This is a genomic window from Paraburkholderia sediminicola (assembly GCF_046026895.1).
GTDB classification, from domain to species: Bacteria; Pseudomonadota; Gammaproteobacteria; order Burkholderiales; family Burkholderiaceae; genus Paraburkholderia; species Paraburkholderia sediminicola_C.
Genome location: NZ_JAQQEU010000046.1, coordinates 1 through 17,323, shown reverse-complemented (window position 1 = coordinate 17,323; position 17,323 = coordinate 1). Strand labels below are relative to the sequence as shown.

General features: G+C 62.1%; 15 protein-coding genes and 2 pseudogenes. 6 read left to right on the top strand and 11 right to left on the bottom strand.

All coding sequences use genetic code 11. The features are described 5' to 3' along the window. The first annotated feature begins 64 nt into the window (after positions 1 to 64). From PQR02_RS26650 to rsmA, 3 genes are all read left to right on the top strand, one after another. On the top strand, positions 65 to 1,429 hold the full coding sequence (locus PQR02_RS26650) for a peptidylprolyl isomerase (protein ID WP_408238305.1): 1,365 nt from the start codon (positions 65 to 67) through the stop codon (positions 1,427 to 1,429). A 5-nt stretch (positions 1,430 to 1,434) separates the two neighbouring features. Continuing rightward, positions 1,435 to 2,445, top strand: coding sequence for a 4-hydroxythreonine-4-phosphate dehydrogenase PdxA (pdxA, locus tag PQR02_RS26645; protein WP_408238302.1), 1,011 nt, complete (start codon positions 1,435 to 1,437; stop codon positions 2,443 to 2,445). 149 nt (positions 2,446 to 2,594) lie between these two features. After that, a complete protein-coding gene (gene rsmA / locus PQR02_RS26640; RefSeq protein WP_408238299.1) occupies positions 2,595 to 3,425 on the top strand; it encodes a 16S rRNA (adenine(1518)-N(6)/adenine(1519)-N(6))-dimethyltransferase RsmA in 831 nt (276 codons plus the stop codon). A 51-nt stretch (positions 3,426 to 3,476) separates the two neighbouring features. On the opposite strand, the gene PQR02_RS26635 is transcribed toward rsmA, so the two are convergent. Further along, positions 3,477 to 4,412 (bottom strand): DMT family transporter, encoded by a 936-nt coding sequence (locus tag PQR02_RS26635; RefSeq protein ID WP_408238296.1) that lies wholly within the window; start codon positions 4,410 to 4,412, stop codon positions 3,477 to 3,479. A gap of 352 nt (positions 4,413 to 4,764) precedes the next feature. Between PQR02_RS26635 and PQR02_RS26630 the strand changes: the two genes are divergently transcribed. From PQR02_RS26630 to PQR02_RS26620, 3 genes are all read left to right on the top strand, one after another. Beyond that, positions 4,765 to 5,883: a porin gene (locus PQR02_RS26630; protein ID WP_408238293.1), complete on the top strand. Its 1,119-nt coding sequence runs from the start codon at positions 4,765 to 4,767 to the stop codon at positions 5,881 to 5,883. An 87-nt stretch (positions 5,884 to 5,970) separates the two neighbouring features. Then, the gene (gene gloA, locus PQR02_RS26625; RefSeq protein WP_408238290.1) at positions 5,971 to 6,357 is read left to right on the top strand and encodes a lactoylglutathione lyase; all 387 of its coding nucleotides are present in this window, start codon (positions 5,971 to 5,973) and stop codon (positions 6,355 to 6,357) included. Positions 6,358 to 6,383: 26 nt separating this feature from the next. Next, complete coding sequence (locus tag PQR02_RS26620) at positions 6,384 to 6,782, top strand: hypothetical protein (protein ID WP_408238287.1); 399 nt, start codon at positions 6,384 to 6,386, stop codon at positions 6,780 to 6,782. Positions 6,783 to 6,882: 100 nt separating this feature from the next. Here PQR02_RS26620 and PQR02_RS26615 read toward each other — a convergent pair whose 3' ends face one another. The 10 genes and pseudogenes from PQR02_RS26615 to PQR02_RS26570 all read right to left on the bottom strand — a co-directional run. Then, positions 6,883 to 7,773 carry a M48 family metallopeptidase gene (locus PQR02_RS26615; protein WP_408238284.1) on the bottom strand — a complete coding sequence of 297 codons (891 nt, stop codon included), beginning with the start codon at positions 7,771 to 7,773 and terminating at the stop codon, positions 6,883 to 6,885. A 42-nt stretch (positions 7,774 to 7,815) separates the two neighbouring features. Next, a complete protein-coding gene (locus PQR02_RS26610) occupies positions 7,816 to 8,574 on the bottom strand; it encodes a lysophospholipid acyltransferase family protein (protein ID WP_408238282.1) in 759 nt (252 codons plus the stop codon). A 39-nt stretch (positions 8,575 to 8,613) separates the two neighbouring features. Beyond that, positions 8,614 to 9,168 carry a D-glycero-beta-D-manno-heptose 1,7-bisphosphate 7-phosphatase gene (gmhB, locus tag PQR02_RS26605; RefSeq protein WP_408238279.1) on the bottom strand — a complete coding sequence of 185 codons (555 nt, stop codon included), beginning with the start codon at positions 9,166 to 9,168 and terminating at the stop codon, positions 8,614 to 8,616. A 10-nt stretch (positions 9,169 to 9,178) separates the two neighbouring features. Beyond that, positions 9,179 to 11,278: a glycine--tRNA ligase subunit beta gene (glyS, locus tag PQR02_RS26600; RefSeq protein ID WP_408238276.1), complete on the bottom strand. Its 2,100-nt coding sequence runs from the start codon at positions 11,276 to 11,278 to the stop codon at positions 9,179 to 9,181. A gap of 15 nt (positions 11,279 to 11,293) precedes the next feature. After that, a complete protein-coding gene (gene glyQ, locus PQR02_RS26595; protein ID WP_408238386.1) occupies positions 11,294 to 12,301 on the bottom strand; it encodes a glycine--tRNA ligase subunit alpha in 1,008 nt (335 codons plus the stop codon). 199 nt (positions 12,302 to 12,500) lie between these two features. Then, a pseudogene (locus PQR02_RS26590) lies at positions 12,501 to 12,887 on the bottom strand (glutamate synthase-related protein); the annotation flags it as partial. Between the two features lie 495 nt (positions 12,888 to 13,382). Continuing rightward, positions 13,383 to 13,637 (bottom strand): hypothetical protein, encoded by a 255-nt coding sequence (locus PQR02_RS26585; protein WP_408238273.1) that lies wholly within the window; start codon positions 13,635 to 13,637, stop codon positions 13,383 to 13,385. After that, positions 13,634 to 14,731 (bottom strand): hypothetical protein, encoded by a 1,098-nt coding sequence (locus PQR02_RS26580; protein WP_408238270.1) that lies wholly within the window; start codon positions 14,729 to 14,731, stop codon positions 13,634 to 13,636. The genes PQR02_RS26585 and PQR02_RS26580 overlap by 4 nt, the downstream gene beginning before the upstream one ends. Before the next feature lie 241 nt (positions 14,732 to 14,972). Continuing rightward, entirely contained in the window at positions 14,973 to 15,413 is a 441-nt protein-coding gene (locus PQR02_RS26575) for a hypothetical protein (protein ID WP_408238267.1), read from the bottom strand. A gap of 1,422 nt (positions 15,414 to 16,835) precedes the next feature. Then, positions 16,836 to 17,156, bottom strand: a pseudogene (locus PQR02_RS26570) (restriction endonuclease); the annotation flags it as partial. Positions 17,157 to 17,323: the final 167 nt, after the last annotated feature.

The window sequence follows — 17,323 nt, the reverse complement described above, 5'->3', positions numbered from 1 at the left end:
GCGCCCGATCATTTATAGAATGCGAAAAGACGGGCCAGGCGTGCCCGACATCATTGGAGTATCTGTGGCAATCATGAAAAAGCTTCGCTTGGCAACGCTTGCGGCCGGTCTCGTCGGCGCGGCGTCTTTCCTGTCGGTTGCGCCGGTACAGGCGCAGGCGCTGGGCGGCAGTAGCGGCCAGACGGTCGACACCATCGCCGCAGTGGTCAACAACGGTGTCATCACGCGGCGCGAGCTCGACGAGCGCATCGGCCTGATCACGCGGCGGCTGAACCAGCAGAACGCGCCGGTCCCGCCGATGGATCAGCTGCGCCAGCAGGTGCTCAACCAGATGGTGCTGGAGCGCATCCAGCTGCAGAAGGCGAAAGAAGACGGCATCACCATCGACGACGCCGCGGTGCAAAAAACGCTCGAGCGGCTCGCGCAGGCGAACAACATGTCGCTCGAAATGTACCGCGCGCGCATCGAGGCGCAAGGCGTGCCCTGGACCACCTTCACCGGCGACGCGCGCACCGAACTCACGCTGTCGCGTCTGCGCGAGAAGGAAGTGGACAGCAAGATCACGGTGTCGGATGCCGAGGTCGCGAACTACATCGCCAGTCAGCGTGGGCCGAACGCCGGTCAGACGAGCGACCTGCATTTGCAGCACATTTTCGTGAAGGCGCCGCTGAACGCGTCGGAGACCGACATCGAGGCGGCGCAGCAGAAGGCTCAGGCGCTGCTGAACGAAGCCAAGGGCGGCGCCAATTTCGAAAAGCTCGCGAAGTCCAACTCGCAGGCGCCGGACGCGGCCAAGAGCGGCGGCGACCTGGGTTTCCTCGCACCGTCCAAGCTGCCGCCTGAATTGGTCAAGGCCGCGTCGACGATGCGCCCGGGCGAAGTCAGTCCGGATCTGATCCGCACCAACGACGGTTTCGAAATCGTGCGGCTGGTCGACCGCCGCCCCGGTCAGGGCACCAGCTCGGATGCGCCGAAGCTCGTGCAGACGCACGTGCGCCACATCCTGCTGCGCGTCGGCGACGGCATGTCGGAGCCGCAGGCGCGTCAGAAGCTGCTCGACATCAAGAACCAGATCGCCGCGGGCGGCGACTTCTCGAAGTTCGCGCACACCTACTCGCAAGACGGTTCGTCGTCGCAAGGCGGCGACCTCGGCTGGATCAGCCCGGGTGAGACGGTGCCGGAATTCGAGCGCGCCATGAATTCGTTGCAGGACGGGCAGATCAGCGACCCGGTCCGCAGTGAGTACGGCTATCACCTGATCCAGGTGCTGGGGCGCCGCGATGCGCAAGGCTCGGTGTCGCAGCAGATGGATCTGGCGCGTCAGGCCATCGGTCAGCGCAAGGCGGAACAGGCTTACGCCGACTGGCTGCGCGAACTGCGCGACACCGCGTACGTGGAAGTCAAACCCACGCTGTCGAGCGTGCAGTAACCATCATGACGAGCGCCGCCCAGTCCGCCAGCCTGCCGTTGCAGATCGCGATCACGACCGGTGAACCTGCCGGCGTCGGCCCCGAACTGACGGCGCAGGCGTTGGCCGGCGCGGCGGCGCATTGGCCCGCCGCCCAGTTCACCGTGCTCGGCGACGCGGCGCTGCTCGCCGAACGCGCCCACGCGGTGGGTGTCGATTGGGCCGCGCTGCTGGCGCACGGGCAGCGTGTGCGCCTGCAGCACACGGCGCTGGGCGCGCCGTCGCTCGCAGGCAAGCTGGACGCCGCCAATGGCCGCTACGTGCTCGATCTGCTCGACAGTGCGATCGACGGCGCAATGGCCGGCACGTTCGACGCGATCGTCACGGCGCCGCTGCAGAAAAGCACCATCAACGACGCCGGCGTGCCGTTCACCGGCCACACCGAATACCTGGCCGAGCGCACCCACACGCCGCGTGTGGTGATGATGCTGGCCGGCACCGGCAAGCGTCCGCTGCGCGTTGCGCTCGCGACCACGCATCTGCCGCTCAAGGATGTTTCCGCGGCGCTGTCCATCGAGAGTCTTGTCGCGACGCTGCGTATCATCGACCACGATCTGCGCCATCACTTCGGTTTGCCGGCGCCGCGCATCCTCGTGACCGGGTTGAACCCGCACGCGGGCGAAAACGGCTATCTGGGCCGCGAGGAAATCGACGTGATCACGCCGGCCCTCAAACTCGTGAACGACCAGGGCATCGACGCGCGCGGTCCCTATCCGGCCGACACGCTATTCCAGCCGCGTTATCTGGAGCAGGCCGACTGCGTGCTGGCGATGTTCCACGATCAGGGCCTGCCGGTGTTGAAGTACGCGACTTTCGGCGAAGGCATCAATGTGACGCTCGGCTTGCCGATCATCCGCACCTCGGTCGATCACGGCACCGCGCTCGATCTGGCCGGCACCGGCCGCGCCGATGCGGGCAGCCTGATTGCCGCCATCGACACCGCGGTCTCGATGGCGCAGAACCGCCGCGCGGGCTGAGTCAGCGCCGCTGCGCGCGTTCCTGCCGCCGGGCGTTCGGCGCGAGCAGGCGCAGGAGCAATGCGAAGCATGCGCGGCCTGTGAGCGGTTCGCACGCGCGTCGCGCGTATTCCTTTTCTTAAGCAGTTCTCTTTCTTAGCGTTTCTTCGATGTCCACCAGCAGACAGCAACAGGGCCGACACCAAGGTCATCTCGCGCGCAAGCGTTTCGGTCAGAACTTTCTCGTCGACATGGGCGTGATCGATTCGATCGTCGACGTGATCCGGCCGCAGCGCGGCGAGCGCATGGTCGAAATCGGGCCGGGGCTCGGCGCGCTCACCGAACCGCTGATCGAGCGGCTGGCGACGCCGGAAGCGCCGCTGCACGCGGTCGAACTGGATCGCGATCTGATCGGCCGCCTGAAGACGAAGTTCGGCGATCTGCTCGAACTGCACGCGGGCGATGCGCTCGCGTTCGACTTCGGCTCGCTGGCCGCGCCCGGCGACAAGGCATCGCTGCGGATCGTCGGCAATCTGCCGTACAACATTTCGAGCCCGTTGCTGTTTCATCTGACCTCGATCGCGCATCTCGTGATCGATCAGCATTTCATGCTGCAGAACGAAGTGGTCGAACGGATGGTGGCGGAGCCGGGCACCAAGGCGTTCAGCCGCCTGTCGGTGATGCTGCAATACCGCTATGTGATCGACAAGCAGCTCGACGTGCCGCCCGAAGCGTTCCAGCCGCCGCCGAAGGTCGATTCGGCGATCGTGCGGATGATTCCGTACGAGCTGCATGAACTGCCGGCTGTCGACGAGCGGGTGCTGGGCGAAGTGGTGACGGCGGCGTTCTCGCAGCGTCGCAAGATGTTGCGCAATACGCTGGCTGCGTTCCGCGATTCGGTGGATTTCGACGCGCTCGGCTTCGATCTGCAACGCCGTGCCGAAGACGTGCCGGTCGCCGAATACGTGCGCGTCGCGCAGATCGTGGCGGGCAAAGGGTAAGTCTCGCGCGCTGGCCACACCCCATGCATCGCGCTCGCGATGCGCTAATCCCTAAGCCGCAAGCCGCTTCGCCGGTGCGTTGACCAGTGCGATGCCGGTCAACACCAGCATCGCGGCCAACAAGAAACGCAGGCTGAACGAGTCGCCGAGTAGCAGCACGCCGAAGGTCACGCCGAACATCGGCGTGAGAAACGAGAACACCGACAGGCGCGACGCGCTATAGCGCGTCAGCAACCAGAACCACACCAGATAGCTGACGAACGCGACGACCACCGCCTGATACGCGAGGCTCACCAGGGCGAGCGGCGTGACGGTCTCGACGCGGGCCTGGCCGAGCCCGAGCGCCAGCGCGAGCAACACCACCGCCGACACCGCCAACTGATAGAACAGCGTCTTGCTGGCGCTCGATTGCGCGAGGCGCGTCGCGCGCACCACCACGGTCGTCGCGGCCCAGGTGATGCCGGCCAGCACGCCGAGCGCGTCGCCGGCCAAGCCCGCGAGCGCCGAGCCGCGCGCAGCGGGTCCGTGCAGGAAGCCGTCCGCGAATGCCAGCGCCATCCCGGCAAACGCGACGAAGATGCCGAGCCACTGAATCCGCCGCATCCGTTCACCGTCGACGAACCCGTGCAGCCCGAGCGCCGTGAAGCACGGTGCCGTGTACAGAAACACCGCCATGCGCGACGCGCTGGTCAGCGTCAAGCCGAGAAAGATGCAGACGAACTCCGCGGCGAACAGCACGCCCGCGAGCAGGCCCGCGCCAAGCGTGCCGTCGTCGCGAAAGAGTGGCGTGCCGCGGGTACGCGCCCAACCCCACACCAGCACCGCTGCGATCGCCGAGCGCAAGCCGGCCTGGAAAACCGGCGGCAGCGCCGGGTTGGCGCTCTTGATCGCGACCTGCTGCAGTCCCCAGATTGCGCACAGGCCGATCATCAACAAGATTGCGAATCTATCCGGGGCGCGGCGTGCGGGCAGGGCGGTGGTGCTCATGGGTGTCGATGGCGGCGAGATCTGGGAAAAGCGGTGAAGGGAGCGGCGCTCAGTCGCGGATGCCAGCCTAAGGGCGAGCGGCTGCCTCGATAGGTCATACGATAGCAAACCCAGCCCGCCGGCCAACCGAAGCCCCTACCTTCTACGCGTGCTTCTTACAGGCCGCAAGTCCTTTGCTCCGTTAGCAACACCTTCGTAAGACTAATTTATGAGCGCCGCCATTTCGCGCTAAGGTTCGAACACCAGCATTCATCAGGATATTCGTACGGACTGCGTCACTTGTAGTGCAGCGCGCCGACGCCCACGCCGACGACCCAATTCGCGCAACGCGGAGCCGGTACGAGGAGACGACATGAAGCACGTAAGCAGGTGGGCGGCATGGATGCCCGCGGCGATCGCGTCGCTGGGATGCCCGATGGCGCACGCGCAGTCCAGCGTGACGCTGTACGGCGTGGCCGACGAAAGCGTGCGCTATCTGACCAACGTGAACAAGGCTGGCAACTCGTCGATCGGGCTTGGTCCTGGTGGCCTGACGCAAAGCCGCTGGGGTGTCAAAGGCGTCGAGGATCTCGGCGGCGGCTGGTCCACCTTCTTCAAGCTCGAAAATCGTTTCTACATCAACAGCGGGCAGAGCGATCCCACGTTGCCGTTCTTCAACGAAGCGCAGGTCGGCGTGCGTTCGAACGCGTATGGCCAGGTGATTCTGGGCCGCCAGTTCAACGTGATGATCGAAGGCATCACGGCCGGCGGATATGGCAGCAACTACTGGATTCCCTACGATTTCAGCTTCCAGCCGGAAGTGACGATGACGGGCGGCATCTGGACCAGCAACCAGGCGCAATATCAGGCGAGATACAACGGCTTCAGTTTCTCGGCCGGTTACGCGCTCGGCGGCAACGCAGGCAATTCGTACGGCAGCCAGATCGGCGCGGCCGCGGCCTACGGACCGGCGGGCGGTCCGTTCAGCATCGGCGGCGCGTACGAGGAGTCGAAAGATTCGGTCAACGGCGCGGCGGCCAAGGCATGGACCTTCGGCGGTTCGTACACGTGGAACCTGACGCGCTTCTCGGCGGGCTACATCGTCAATCAGAACGACGCGGGCTTTTCGAATTTCGCCAACGGACCCTTCACCGCGCCCGTGCTAGCCGCGCTCAAGTACACGGACTTCGCGAGGCGTCGCATGATGATGGGCGGCATCACGCAGCAGGTCGGCAACGCGTGGCACTTCGCGGCGAACGTATGGCGCACGTTGCAGGACGGCAAGACCGCCAAACAGGACGGCTCGGCATGGCAGTATCAACTGGTCGCCGACTATAACCTGTCGAGGCGCACCGACGTCTATCTGGAAGGCGATTTCGCGCAGTACCGGGGCGATCTGATCGGCGCGCAACTGCAAGGCATCAACGGCATCGGACTCGCGCAGAAGGGCACGCAACTCGGGCTCATGGCGGGGCTGCGGCATCAGTTCTGAGCGCCGGCGCGCGCGATCCGTCCCCTGCAGCGACGCGTGATTCCGGGTACATTGACGGTCTCGTTATCACGCACCAAGGAGTGCACAATGCGCCTGCTTCACACCATGCTCCGGGTCGGCGATCTGGATCGTTCGATTGCCTTCTACACCGAGCTGCTCGGCATGAAACTGCTGCGCCGCGACGATTACCCGGACGGTAAATTCACGCTGGCCTTCGTCGGCTATACGGACGAACGCGACGGCACCGTCATCGAATTGACGCATAACTGGGACACGCCTTCGTACGATCTCGGCACCGGTTTCGGACACCTCGCGGTCGAAGTCGAGGACGCATACGCCGCTTGCGACAAGATCAAGGCGCAGGGCGGCACGGTCGTGCGCGAAGCCGGCCCGATGAAACACGGCACCACCGTGATCGCTTTCGTCACGGACCCGGACGGCTACAAGATCGAATTCATCCAGAAGAAAAAATGAGGTAGTCGGCGGGGCAAACTCAAGCAATGAACAACAATAACCCCTACTTCAAAGAACTCGGCGAGATCCACGCCGAAATCCAGGCATTGCTCGACGGCTCCGCGGACGACGGCGCGCTGCAACGGATCGTGGCGCGCTTCGCGCCGCAATTCACGATGGTGATGCCGTCCGGTGCCGCGCTGGATCATGCGGGCGCGTGCGACATTTTCGCGCAGCTGCGCGGCGCGCGTCCCGGCTCGCAAATCGCGATCCGCGACATGGAGATCGTCGCGGAGTATCCGTCGGGTGCGGTGGTGAAGTATCGCGAGTTTCAGCGCGACGCTGCGGGCAACGCGAACGTGCGGCGCTCCACAGCGGTGCTGGATCTCGACGCGCGCGGCAAGGTGACGTGGCGTCATCTGCACGAAACCTTCTGCGCGGAGTAAGCCGCGAGTTGTCGCGATGCGTGACTGGTGTTGGCCGGTTGCGATGCGGACCGGTGCTTCATCAAGATGAAGCACCGGTTTGAGCAAAGGCGCGAGGACCTCAGAGCGTTGGCAGCAATTCCGGCGGATGCGACTTCAGCGTCTGCCGCGCTTCGCGGAATTCCGGAAAAATCGATTCGACTGTTTGCCAGAAGCGCGGGCTGTGATTCATTTCACGCAGATGCGCGAGCTCGTGTGCAACCACGTAGTCGATGATGGACAGCGGAAAATGAATCAGCCGCCAGTTCAGGCGAATCTTGCCGTCACTCGAACAACTTCCCCAGCGCGTGGCCGCTGACGAAAGCGCATACGCGCGATAGTTGACGCCGAGCTTGTCCGCGTAAATCGCAAGGCGCTCGCCGAACAGACGCTTCGCTTCGCCTTGCAGCCAGCCTTGCACGCGGTCCTTGATCTGCTGCGGATCGGCCTGCAACGGCAACGGCACTTGCAGCGCCGCGTCGGCTGCGCTGAACGCCAACGTGCCTTGCGGCGAACCGAGCTTCACACGCACCGGCTGGCCGAGATACGGCACCTCGGCGCCGTCTTTCCAGTCGACCTTCGGCAACGCGCGCTGTTCGACTCGCGTTTGCCATTCGATCAGCTTCGTGAAGATCCAGCGCTGCTTTTCGGTGATCGCGGTTTCGATATCGGCGAGCGTGACCCAGCGCGGCGCGGTGATCGTCAGACCGGTGCTGTCGATCGCGAAGCCGATCGAGCGGCGCGCCGAACGCTTGAGCGCGTAATGCAGCATGCGCGAGCCGATGGCCAGGCTGCGCAACTTGCTGCCGTCCGGCGCGAGCGGTACGGCCGGCTGTTGCGCGACAGGCGAGCCGGGCGATGGCGCGGAAGGGGACGGGGACGACGACATCGACCCCGGCTCGGCGAAGAGCGGGAGATCGAGCTGCCGGTTATCGAGCGCCGCAGCGGGCTGCGACGTAGGAGACTTCTGCATCGGATTCGCTTCGCGCAAGACGCCCGTGAGGGCGTGGGCGCGTCAGATTGGTGCGGCGGCAGAGTTGTCGTTCGCCGCGCGGTACGCGGTGGGATCGATGCGACGCATTTCGGTTTCGATCCACTGTTCGACGCGCGTGTTGACTTGGTCGGGCGTGAGCCCCGTCGTCTCGATCGGCTTGCCGATCGACACTGTGACTATACCCGCATATTTCAGAAACGAGTTGCGCGGCCACACGCGTCCTGCGTTGTGCGCGATCGGCACGACCGGCGCGCCGCAGGCGATCGCGAAGCGCGCGCCGCCGGTCTTGTACTTGCCCTGCTTGCCGGTGGGCGTACGGGTGCCTTCCGGAAACATGATGACCCATGCGCCTTCCGCCATGCGCGCCTTGCCTTGTCTGATGACGGATTCGAACGCGTACTTGCCTTCCTTGCGGTTGATGTGAACCATCTTCAGCATGCCCAGCGCCCAGCCGAAGAACGGTACATAAAGCAGTTCGCGCTTGAACACGTAGCACAGCGGCTGCGGCATCAGTGCCGGAAACGCGAGCGTTTCCCACGCCGATTGATGCTTGGAGAGCAGCACCGCCGGACCGTCGGGCAGGTTCTCGTAGCCTTCGATCCGGTAGCGGATGCCGTTGAGCCAGCGCACCGTCTCGAGCGTTGCGCGGCACCAGCCGGCCGCCATCCAGTAGCGGTTGTCCGCGCGCAAGAACGGGAACGCGATGAAGCACGCGATCGCATACGGCACCGTGAACAGGAAGAAGTAGATCAGCAGCAGCAAAGAACGAATGAAGCGCATCGGCGTGGTCTGTGAGGGTTGGGGCGCGCCTGGCGCGCGTCACTCTTGAGCGTCGGCGAGGAAGTCGAGCGCGAATGCGCGCAGGTCGTCGTGCACGATCGTGCCTTCGGGCAAGCCGCCGGCCGCGAGCGTCTTGCGGCCCTTGCCGGTCAGCACCAGATGAAGCGGGTGGCCGAGCGCCGCGCCGGCCTGCAGATCGCGCATGGCATCGCCGACGACCGGCGTGTGCGCCGGATCGACCTCGAAACGCTCGGTGATCATCTTCAGCATGCCGGGCTTCGGCTTGCGGCATTCGCAGTGATCTTCCGCCGTATGCGGACAGAAGAACACGGCTTCGATACGTCCGCCGACCGCCGCCGCCATCCGATGCATCTTCAGATGCATCGCATTGAGCGCGTTCATGTCGAACAGACCGCGGCCGATGCCCGACTGGTTGGTCGCGATCGCCACCCGATAACCGGCCTGGTTCAGACGCGCGATCGCTTCGAGCGAGCCAGGCAGTGCGACCCATTCGCTCGGTGACTTGATGAACGCGTCGGAGTCGACGTTGATCACGCCGTCGCGGTCGAGGATCACCACTTTTCTGTTCAGCATGGCGCGGGGCTCAGGCGGCGAGTCGGGAAATGTCGGCGACGCAGTTCATCTGCTGATGCAGCGCGCCGAGCAAGGCCAGACGGTTGGCGCGCAGCGCCGGATCTTCGGCGTTGACCATTACGTCGTTGAAGAACGTGTCGACCGGCTCGCGCAGTGCGGCGAGCGCGGTCAGCGCGCCCGTGTAGTCGCGCGCGGCCAGTTGCGTCTGCACGCGCGGCGCGACCTGTTCGAGCTGCGCATGCAAGGCTTGTTCCGCCGTCTCGACGAGCAGGGCGGGCTGCACACCGCCGCTCGCCGCGCCTTCCGACTTCTTCAGGATGTTCGAGATGCGCTTGTTGGCCGCGGCGAGCGATTCCGCTTCGGCCAGCGTCGCGAACTCGCGCACCGCGTCGAGGCGCGCGACGATGTCGTCGAGACGCGTCGGGTTCAGGGCCAGCACCGCGTCGATTTCGCCAACCGCGTAGCCGCGTTCGCGCAGCAGGCCGCGCAGGCGGTCCATGCTGAATTCGTAGATGGCTTGCGTCGAATCGGCAACGTTCGGCACGCCGGCGAACTGCGCGTAAGCGGTGCGCAGTAGTTCGACGAAGTCGACCGGCAACTGCTTCTCGACCAGAATCCGCAGCACGCCGAGCGCATGACGGCGCAGTGCGAACGGGTCTTTTTCGCCGGTGGGTTGCAGGCCGATGCCCCAGATGCCGACCAGCGTTTCGAGCTTGTCGGCCAGCGCGACGACGGTGCCGGTCGCGGTGGTGGGCAACGCGTCGCCCGAAAAGCGCGGCTGATAGTGTTCCGTGCACGCGAGCGCGACTTCTTCCGGCTCGCCGTCGTGGCGCGCGTAGTACGTGCCCATCGTGCCTTGCAGCTCGGGGAATTCGCCGACCATGTCGGTGATCAGGTCGGCCTTGGCCAGACGCGCGCCGCGCTTTGCGAGCGCAGCATCGGCGCCGATCAGCCCGGCGATCGCGCCGGACAGCGCTTCGACACGCTCGACACGTTGCAGCGCCGAGCCCAGCTTGTTGTGATAGACGACGTTGGCGAGCAGCGGCACGCGATCCGCGAGCGGCTTCTTCTTGTCCTGCTCGAAGAAGAACTTCGCATCGGCCAGGCGCGGGCGCACCACGCGCTCGTTGCCCTCGACGATATCGCCCGGCGTGGTCGTTTCGATGTTCGACACGATCAGGAAGCGCGAGCGCAGCTTGCCGTTCGCATCGGTCAGCGCGAAATACTTCTGGTTGGTCTGCATCGTGAGGATCAGGCATTCCTGCGGCACTTGCAGGAACTCGTCCTCGAAACGGCACGCGTAGACCACCGGCCATTCGACGAGCGACGTCACTTCGTCCAGCAGCGCTTCCGGCATCACCACCTGGTCGCCGTTGGCGTGCGCGAGCAGATGCGTGCGGATGGTTTCCTTGCGGTCGGCGAAGTTCCCCACCACGCGGCCCTTGTGCATCAGCGTCTCCGAGTACGCATCCGCATGCTGGATCTGCACGAAGCCTTCGGAGAGGAAGCGGTGGCCGAGCGTGGTGTCGTCGGCGTCGATGCCGAACGCGGTGACCGGCACGATCTGGTCGCCATGCAGCGCGGTCAGGCGATGTACCGGACGCACGAACTGCACATTGGTGCCGTCCGGGCGCTGATAGGTCATGACCTTCGGGATCGGCAGCTTGGCGAGCGTTTCGTCGAGCGCGCTTTGCAGGCCTTCGGCCAGCGTTGCGCCCGGTGCCGCATAGCGCAGGAAGAATGCTTCGGCCTTGCCGTCCGGCGCGCGCTCCAGATCGCTGACCGAAAAGTCGGGGAAGCCGAGTGCAGCGAGTTTCTTTGCAAGCGGTGCGGTGGGCTGGCCGTCTTTGTCCAGCGCGACGGAAACCGGCAGCACTTTTTCGCGCACGTGTTTTTCCGGCGCGACCGCGCGCACGTTCTTGATGGTGACCGCGAGGCGGCGCGGCGTGGCATAACGTTCGAACGACAGTTCGCCGTCGATCAGGTCGCGCGCCGCGAGGCGCTGCGCAATGCCTTCGGCGAACGCGTCACCGAGACGCGCGAGCGCCTTCGGCGGCAGTTCTTCGGTGAGCAGCTCGACGAGCAGGGTAGCTTGATGGGGATGAGTCATTGATTGATGTTCTCGTCAGTCCTGGTCGATCTTGCGTTCGACTTTCAGCGGCGGCGCCCATGCGGGCATTGCGGCATCTTGCTCGTCGGTGGTGAGGCCGGGCACGCCGTGCACCGGATTGCCGAGCATCGGGAAGCCGAGCTTTTCACGCGAATCGTAGTAAGCCTGCGCGACCAGACGCGACAGTGCGCGAATCCGGCCGATGTACGCCGCACGTTCCGTGACCGAAATCGCGCCGCGCGCGTCGAGCAGGTTGAACGTGTGGCCGGCCTTGAGCACCAGCTCATACGCGGGCAGCGCGATCTGCGCTTCGATCATGCGCTTCGCTTCCGCTTCGTAGCTGTTGAAGAACGTGAACAGCAGATCGACATTGGCCTGTTCGAAGTTGTACGTGGACTGTTCGACTTCGTTCTGGTGATACACGTCGCCATACGTTAGGCGGCGGAGTTCCGGGCCGTTCGGGCCTTGCTCTTCCCACTCGGTCCACACCAGGTCGTAGACGTTTTCGACCTTCTGCAAATACATCGCGAGACGCTCGAGCCCGTACGTGATTTCGCCGAGCACCGGTTTGCAGTCCAACCCGCCGACTTGCTGGAAGTAGGTGAACTGGGTCACCTCCATGCCGTTCAGCCACACTTCCCAGCCGAGGCCCCAGGCGCCGAGCGTGGGGTTTTCCCAGTCGTCTTCGACGAAGCGCACGTCGTTCTGCTGCAGATCGAAGCCGAGGGCTTCGAGCGAACCGAGGTACAGGTCGAGAATGTTTTCCGGCGCGGGCTTCAGCACCACCTGGTACTGGTAGTAGTGCTGCAGACGATTCGGGTTCTCGCCGTAGCGGCCGTCTTTCGGACGGCGCGACGGTTGCACGTAGGCGGCGCGCCACGGCTCGGGGCCGATTGCGCGCAGGAACGTATGGACGTGGGACGTGCCCGCGCCGACTTCCATGTCGATCGGCTGGAGCAACGCGCAACCCTGCTTGTCCCAATAGGACTGCAGTGTCAGGATGATTTGCTGAAACGTGAGCATGAAGTGCCTTTCGGGCATGAGGCCGTGCCGCGCAGCGCCGAAGCGCGCGAGATGGCCGTGGAGCGAAGTGCTAAACCTGAGATTTTAACGGAAAGGCAGGGGGGTGTCCGTTTTGCGGGGTCGGACGCGAGTGAGCGCGGTTTTTCAACGACACAGGGCCGCGCTAGGCGGCCCTATGTGTTGCGCGGGCGCTTGGCGATTACGTCGCCGCCAGCTCCGCCTTCGCCGCAAACGAATCGCTTTGCGCGAGCGGCCAGTACTTCTCGAACAGCGAGTAGCGATAGTTGCCGTTGAGCAGATCGTTCGGTTCGAGATACTTCAGCAGCTCGGACATCAGGCGCACCTCATGCGACGACACGCGCCGCACGATGTGATGCGCGCGCAGTTCAGCAGGATGCCTGAGCCCGGCGGCCTGAATGATTTCCTTCAGCGCATGTAGCGTGTTGTGGTGGAAATTGAACACGCGGTCGGCCTTGTCCGGCACCACCAGCGCGCGCTGGCGCACCAGATCCTGGGTCGCGACGCCGGTCGGGCAGCGCCCGGTGTGGCAGGTTTGCGCCTGGATGCAGCCGGTCGTTAAAAACCCCAACTAGCAACTATTAGTACCTAAAGCGCCACCGGCGCGGCGCTCCATATTAGTTGGGCAACTATTCAAAAACAGCCGATTTGTAATGTATGTGAAAGTTTTAGCTTTTGCTCCGCCCCGCCAGCTCTCGCAGCGCGGTCACATGGTGTTTCTCGAGAAGCACATTTCCTGTTATAGCTTGTCGAATACGGTCCTTGTGCAGTTGCAAGCCGCAGTTTGCAAGGATGTTTGTGTCGAATAGTTTTTCGAGCGCGTCCTTTGCGGCTACGGGCAACGCGGTGGAGTCCGGGGATTTGGAACTTGACAATGTTCCACGTCCGAATCCCACCCTAATAAGCTCATCTATAGGGACGCCAGGAATCAAGCGAAGACCGGCCTCGATACGGGCCCGTGCTGCAAGCGCCTGGTCACGCTCTTCCTGAAGCAGACGGACATAGGCGCGGACCGTTTCGTCAGCGATGAGCGGCTCTGCCCGCTTTGTCCCGCCCGAAGATGTCACATCTTGAGTAGACCGCCGAACGTCAACATAGTGGCGTAGGACCGGCGAATTTCGTATGGATTGGGCTTTCGGGCCCCCCATTCCCGGTCGACACAGTAATGCTCAATAGCTTTAGCCGTAACTTGGACGCTCTGTTCTTCCAGATAGTCACATGCCTTCTTGATTCTCTCCAGCGATTCAAGTTGACGTGGATTCGTAGCAGCCGAAACCAAATCGGCGTACAGGTTGTCGACGGCGGCTGCTTTACTCACGCGAACTGCTCCTCTTCGTCTGTTGCACCAGATGGCCCGGCCGCTTTGCCGACCAGCGCGGCCAATCGGCTCATCTGATTCGAATCCGACAGCGCCTCGGCGGTCGCATTTTCCTCGAGTAGCTTGATAGCTTTGGCAAGGCGAGGATAGTCTTTGAGCGGCTTCTTGCCCGACAGTAGGTCGTCAAGCTTCTGACCACGGACTTGCTGCAATATCAAAGACGAAAGCAGATTTCCGGCTTCGTGCGCATGTTCGTCGTTAAGGTTGAGTAGGAAGGGCTTCATGTCATTCGCAGTCGTCAGCTTAGACAAGATTGCGTTCTTCTCGAGCTCCGCCTCGCGGTTGCTGAAGCTGGTCGAGAAAGAGCTCATCTGCGTAATCTGGTCGAGCAATTCGAATTCGTGTGCCTGTTCAAGAGTGACCCGGAGCTCCGGGCCACTACTTGACGTCAACACGGGCACCGGGACATTGGCTCCTTCACCTGTCACACGTTTTTTCGTAGCGAGGTAATCATCCATGAGTGCGACGGACTTTTCAGCATATCGATAGCGAGCAATCCATTCATTTACGTCGATTTCAAGTTCCCGGTTCAAGATGTCTGCACGGTCGCGGAGTTCTCTCGCTTTGCGTTTGTTACCTGAGTCCTCTGCGTCGAGGCGCTCGTCGTTTATCTTCGCAAGTTCTAGCCCCTTCTTGCGAATTACAAACGCAAGATTGTTAACAGCCGTGACCTGACCGAGAAGATGAGCGGGGCCCGTCATCCAAAAGCGGCAAAGCCCGCATCTTTTTCCTCCGGGTACCGGCGCGTATGTGTTATGTGCGACGCTTATGAGGGGGCCGCCCACACTGCATGACGTACCTGGGCAGATGCCTTCTGACGTGATGGTCATAATCCCTGTACGCTCCTGCAGAGCGCGAAAGCCCGGCCCCACTCCCGGACCTTCCTGACCGAGCAGGTACGGCGCAAGTTCGTCAAGGCTTGACGCGAAGAGTTCGGACCCAACGAAATCTTGGTCGTTGACCATTCTTTCGTGCGCGTCAAGAATGAACTTGCGCAGCTTTGCCGGTGAATATTTGAGATAGTGCAGAGTCATGATGAGGGTTTGGTGCCCCGCCACGAACATCGAAACTACCTCGAGCGGAACCCCTGCCTCAATCAGGTTGGAAATCCCACTAACTCGAAGTGAGTGAAGGTCGACTAGCCATTTGAGGCCTCCTTTTCCATCGTTCTCTACCAAGGCGATTCGCTGCCCGTACTTGGCTTCTATGCGCGTCTGTGTCTCTTGCAGCACCTTTACGTAAAAGCGAGCGAGGCGAGAGTATTCAATCGGACGATTAAGGTCTGCGGAGCTCGGGTCTCGGAAAAGTGGCGTAACCTGTGGTCCCTTCACCTCGGCTGTTCGCGCAGAATTCTCCAAAGGCACTTATCCGGCGAACGTCGTCTATGGCTGTTTTCCGCTGCACGGCATCCCAGCACAACTCAGCGGTTCCATGCTCGCGCGCCTCCATAAACCTCGCGAGAACGCGGCCAAGGTCTTCTGCTGAAACAGGTCGACCCTTTTCCACAAGATAGTAGAAGTCGTAGAACAGGCCAATCGCGTGAATGCTTGCAAAGATTTCGGCGGGCGATGTGAATTCGTACAGGGCGTGATGCCGGGACCAAGCCAGCGCGAAGATGCTAACTTCGCCGTCCCTGAGGAACAGGAATGGGATGCTCGCTCCCAAGGGACCTTCCGCGATGGGAATTTCCACGACCGAGTGAAGGGTCTTCCTCACGGTCGAACTCCCCGCACATGCGGCCTGAAACGCTGCGGTACGCGATGATTTGGTCGGGGCTGCTGTGGTGCTTCACGTCGTGAAGCCGTCGCGTTTCTCTGACGGAAGATGCCCGAAGGGCGGAAGGCATCCGAGTACGGCAACCGAACAGCCTGAGCGAAAGCGGCCGCAAACCGCTTGTATCCGCCGACCCCTACACATCCTGCAACTTCCCGCATTGCGAACCTCGCCTCTTTATCTACTCATAAATAGAGCGCCGGTCGCAGCCAGGTCGAGAACGAGGTCAATTCAAGAAAATGCTTAATTCGGCATTGCGCCTAAACGTAAATTAGCAGACCAATCTGGGATAATCAAGTGTTAATTTTTTTAAATGCAAATATGTAATTATTTTTTAAGAATGCTAGTTAACTAATACAATTGACTGAAAATATTCGACCACTGCTGCAGTACCAAAATGCGCTTCCAATCGGCTAGAAGCCTTGTATGGCAGGAGTTCCAGCGAATCGCTCGTTTGGGAATGAGCAGACGCAGCAAGGATGGTCAGTGGAAAAACGCGTTAATAGGATATACAAAAATACGAAATTTAATTTGTTTTTTGATGTACGTATATCGTAAAACTATATTTTGTGATGTTCGAGATTTCGTTTGGAGCTTCACTTTGTGAACGTGACGCGAGTCGATGCACCCCGTGGCGTTGTTCAGTACGAATCGAGGGCACAGTCCATTCGCCTCGGGTAACCGTGCGAGTCGACCCAAGCGAGCACCCACGCGAGTGTCCGACGTCCTACGCTTCGTCTTCGGTGTCAAAGACGCGAGAACTCCCGAGGCTTCCGCGAATTTCCGGTCGCTAGTATCGTCCCGCTCGCGTAGTATTGCTCGGGCGCGAGAACCTCTTTCTGCTGGTCGATGGCATGGCCCCCTAGCACGTAACCTTTATAGGTCGCCTGTTGCATCGTCTTTGTGTTCCCATGAATCTGCTTCGAGCTGTCATGCGCCGAACACGGTCGAAATGAATCGTCTCGCTTCTTCGCGATTCACGTGTTCGAACGGCGCGGACGGATGAGCGTACAGAAATGGTGTGCCTTGTCGTTCACTCAGCTTCACGCAGAGCCGAAACAGCGAACCCGCTGGATGCTGCTGCCGCATTGAACGACTGCACTCGACTTTGAGGTTTGGGTCTACTCCCTGCCCAGGAAGCGGCCTCACGCGCAAGCCTGCCGACGAAGGTTCGCCAGAGGGCACAGACGTCTCAACGATGATTTCCATTCGATGACTCCACTCAGGTAGGCGGCTGTCACCGCGAGGCCGGCGCACAGCTGGTCAAAGGGTTCGCCTCGGGAAAACGACACAGAGGCGAGCATCCTCGCAGTCTGTTTGCCAATTACCCATCCCGATGCATCGGCATAGCTATCCAGGTTTCACTCACGCAAAAAGGTCCCGAACGCGCTCGAAAGGAAGCCCCGATTCCGCAGCACGCCGGACCTTCCGTTCGAGCACATGGTTCAAGGGAAGCTGTCTGTTCAGTGTGTCGAAGAGGTCTAGACCATCCATACAAATAACGCGCTTGGCGCGACCGAAGGCGGCTAACCCGTCCGCGGTGAAGCCACTGTTGCTCACGAACAAGCCTCGGGCCCATGCTGCTTTCTGCTCAAGCTTCCCGTGAAAAGCGTGCAAGTCCCCCGCTCCGGTGGGCTCGGACTGCCACTTCGCCTCGACAAGGTAGGTTTCTCCCTGCAACACGAAGCTGCCGTCTAACGTCCCTTCAAACTTTGCCTTGTTGACATTCTCGTAGAAGACGTCGACGAGCCTAGGACATTGGCATGGATTGACACGCGCCTAGGTCGCAGGTCGTCGTATCTCCCTTCGCGCCGCGCGCATTTGCCCTGCAAGGCATGCGACAGCCGTCTGTC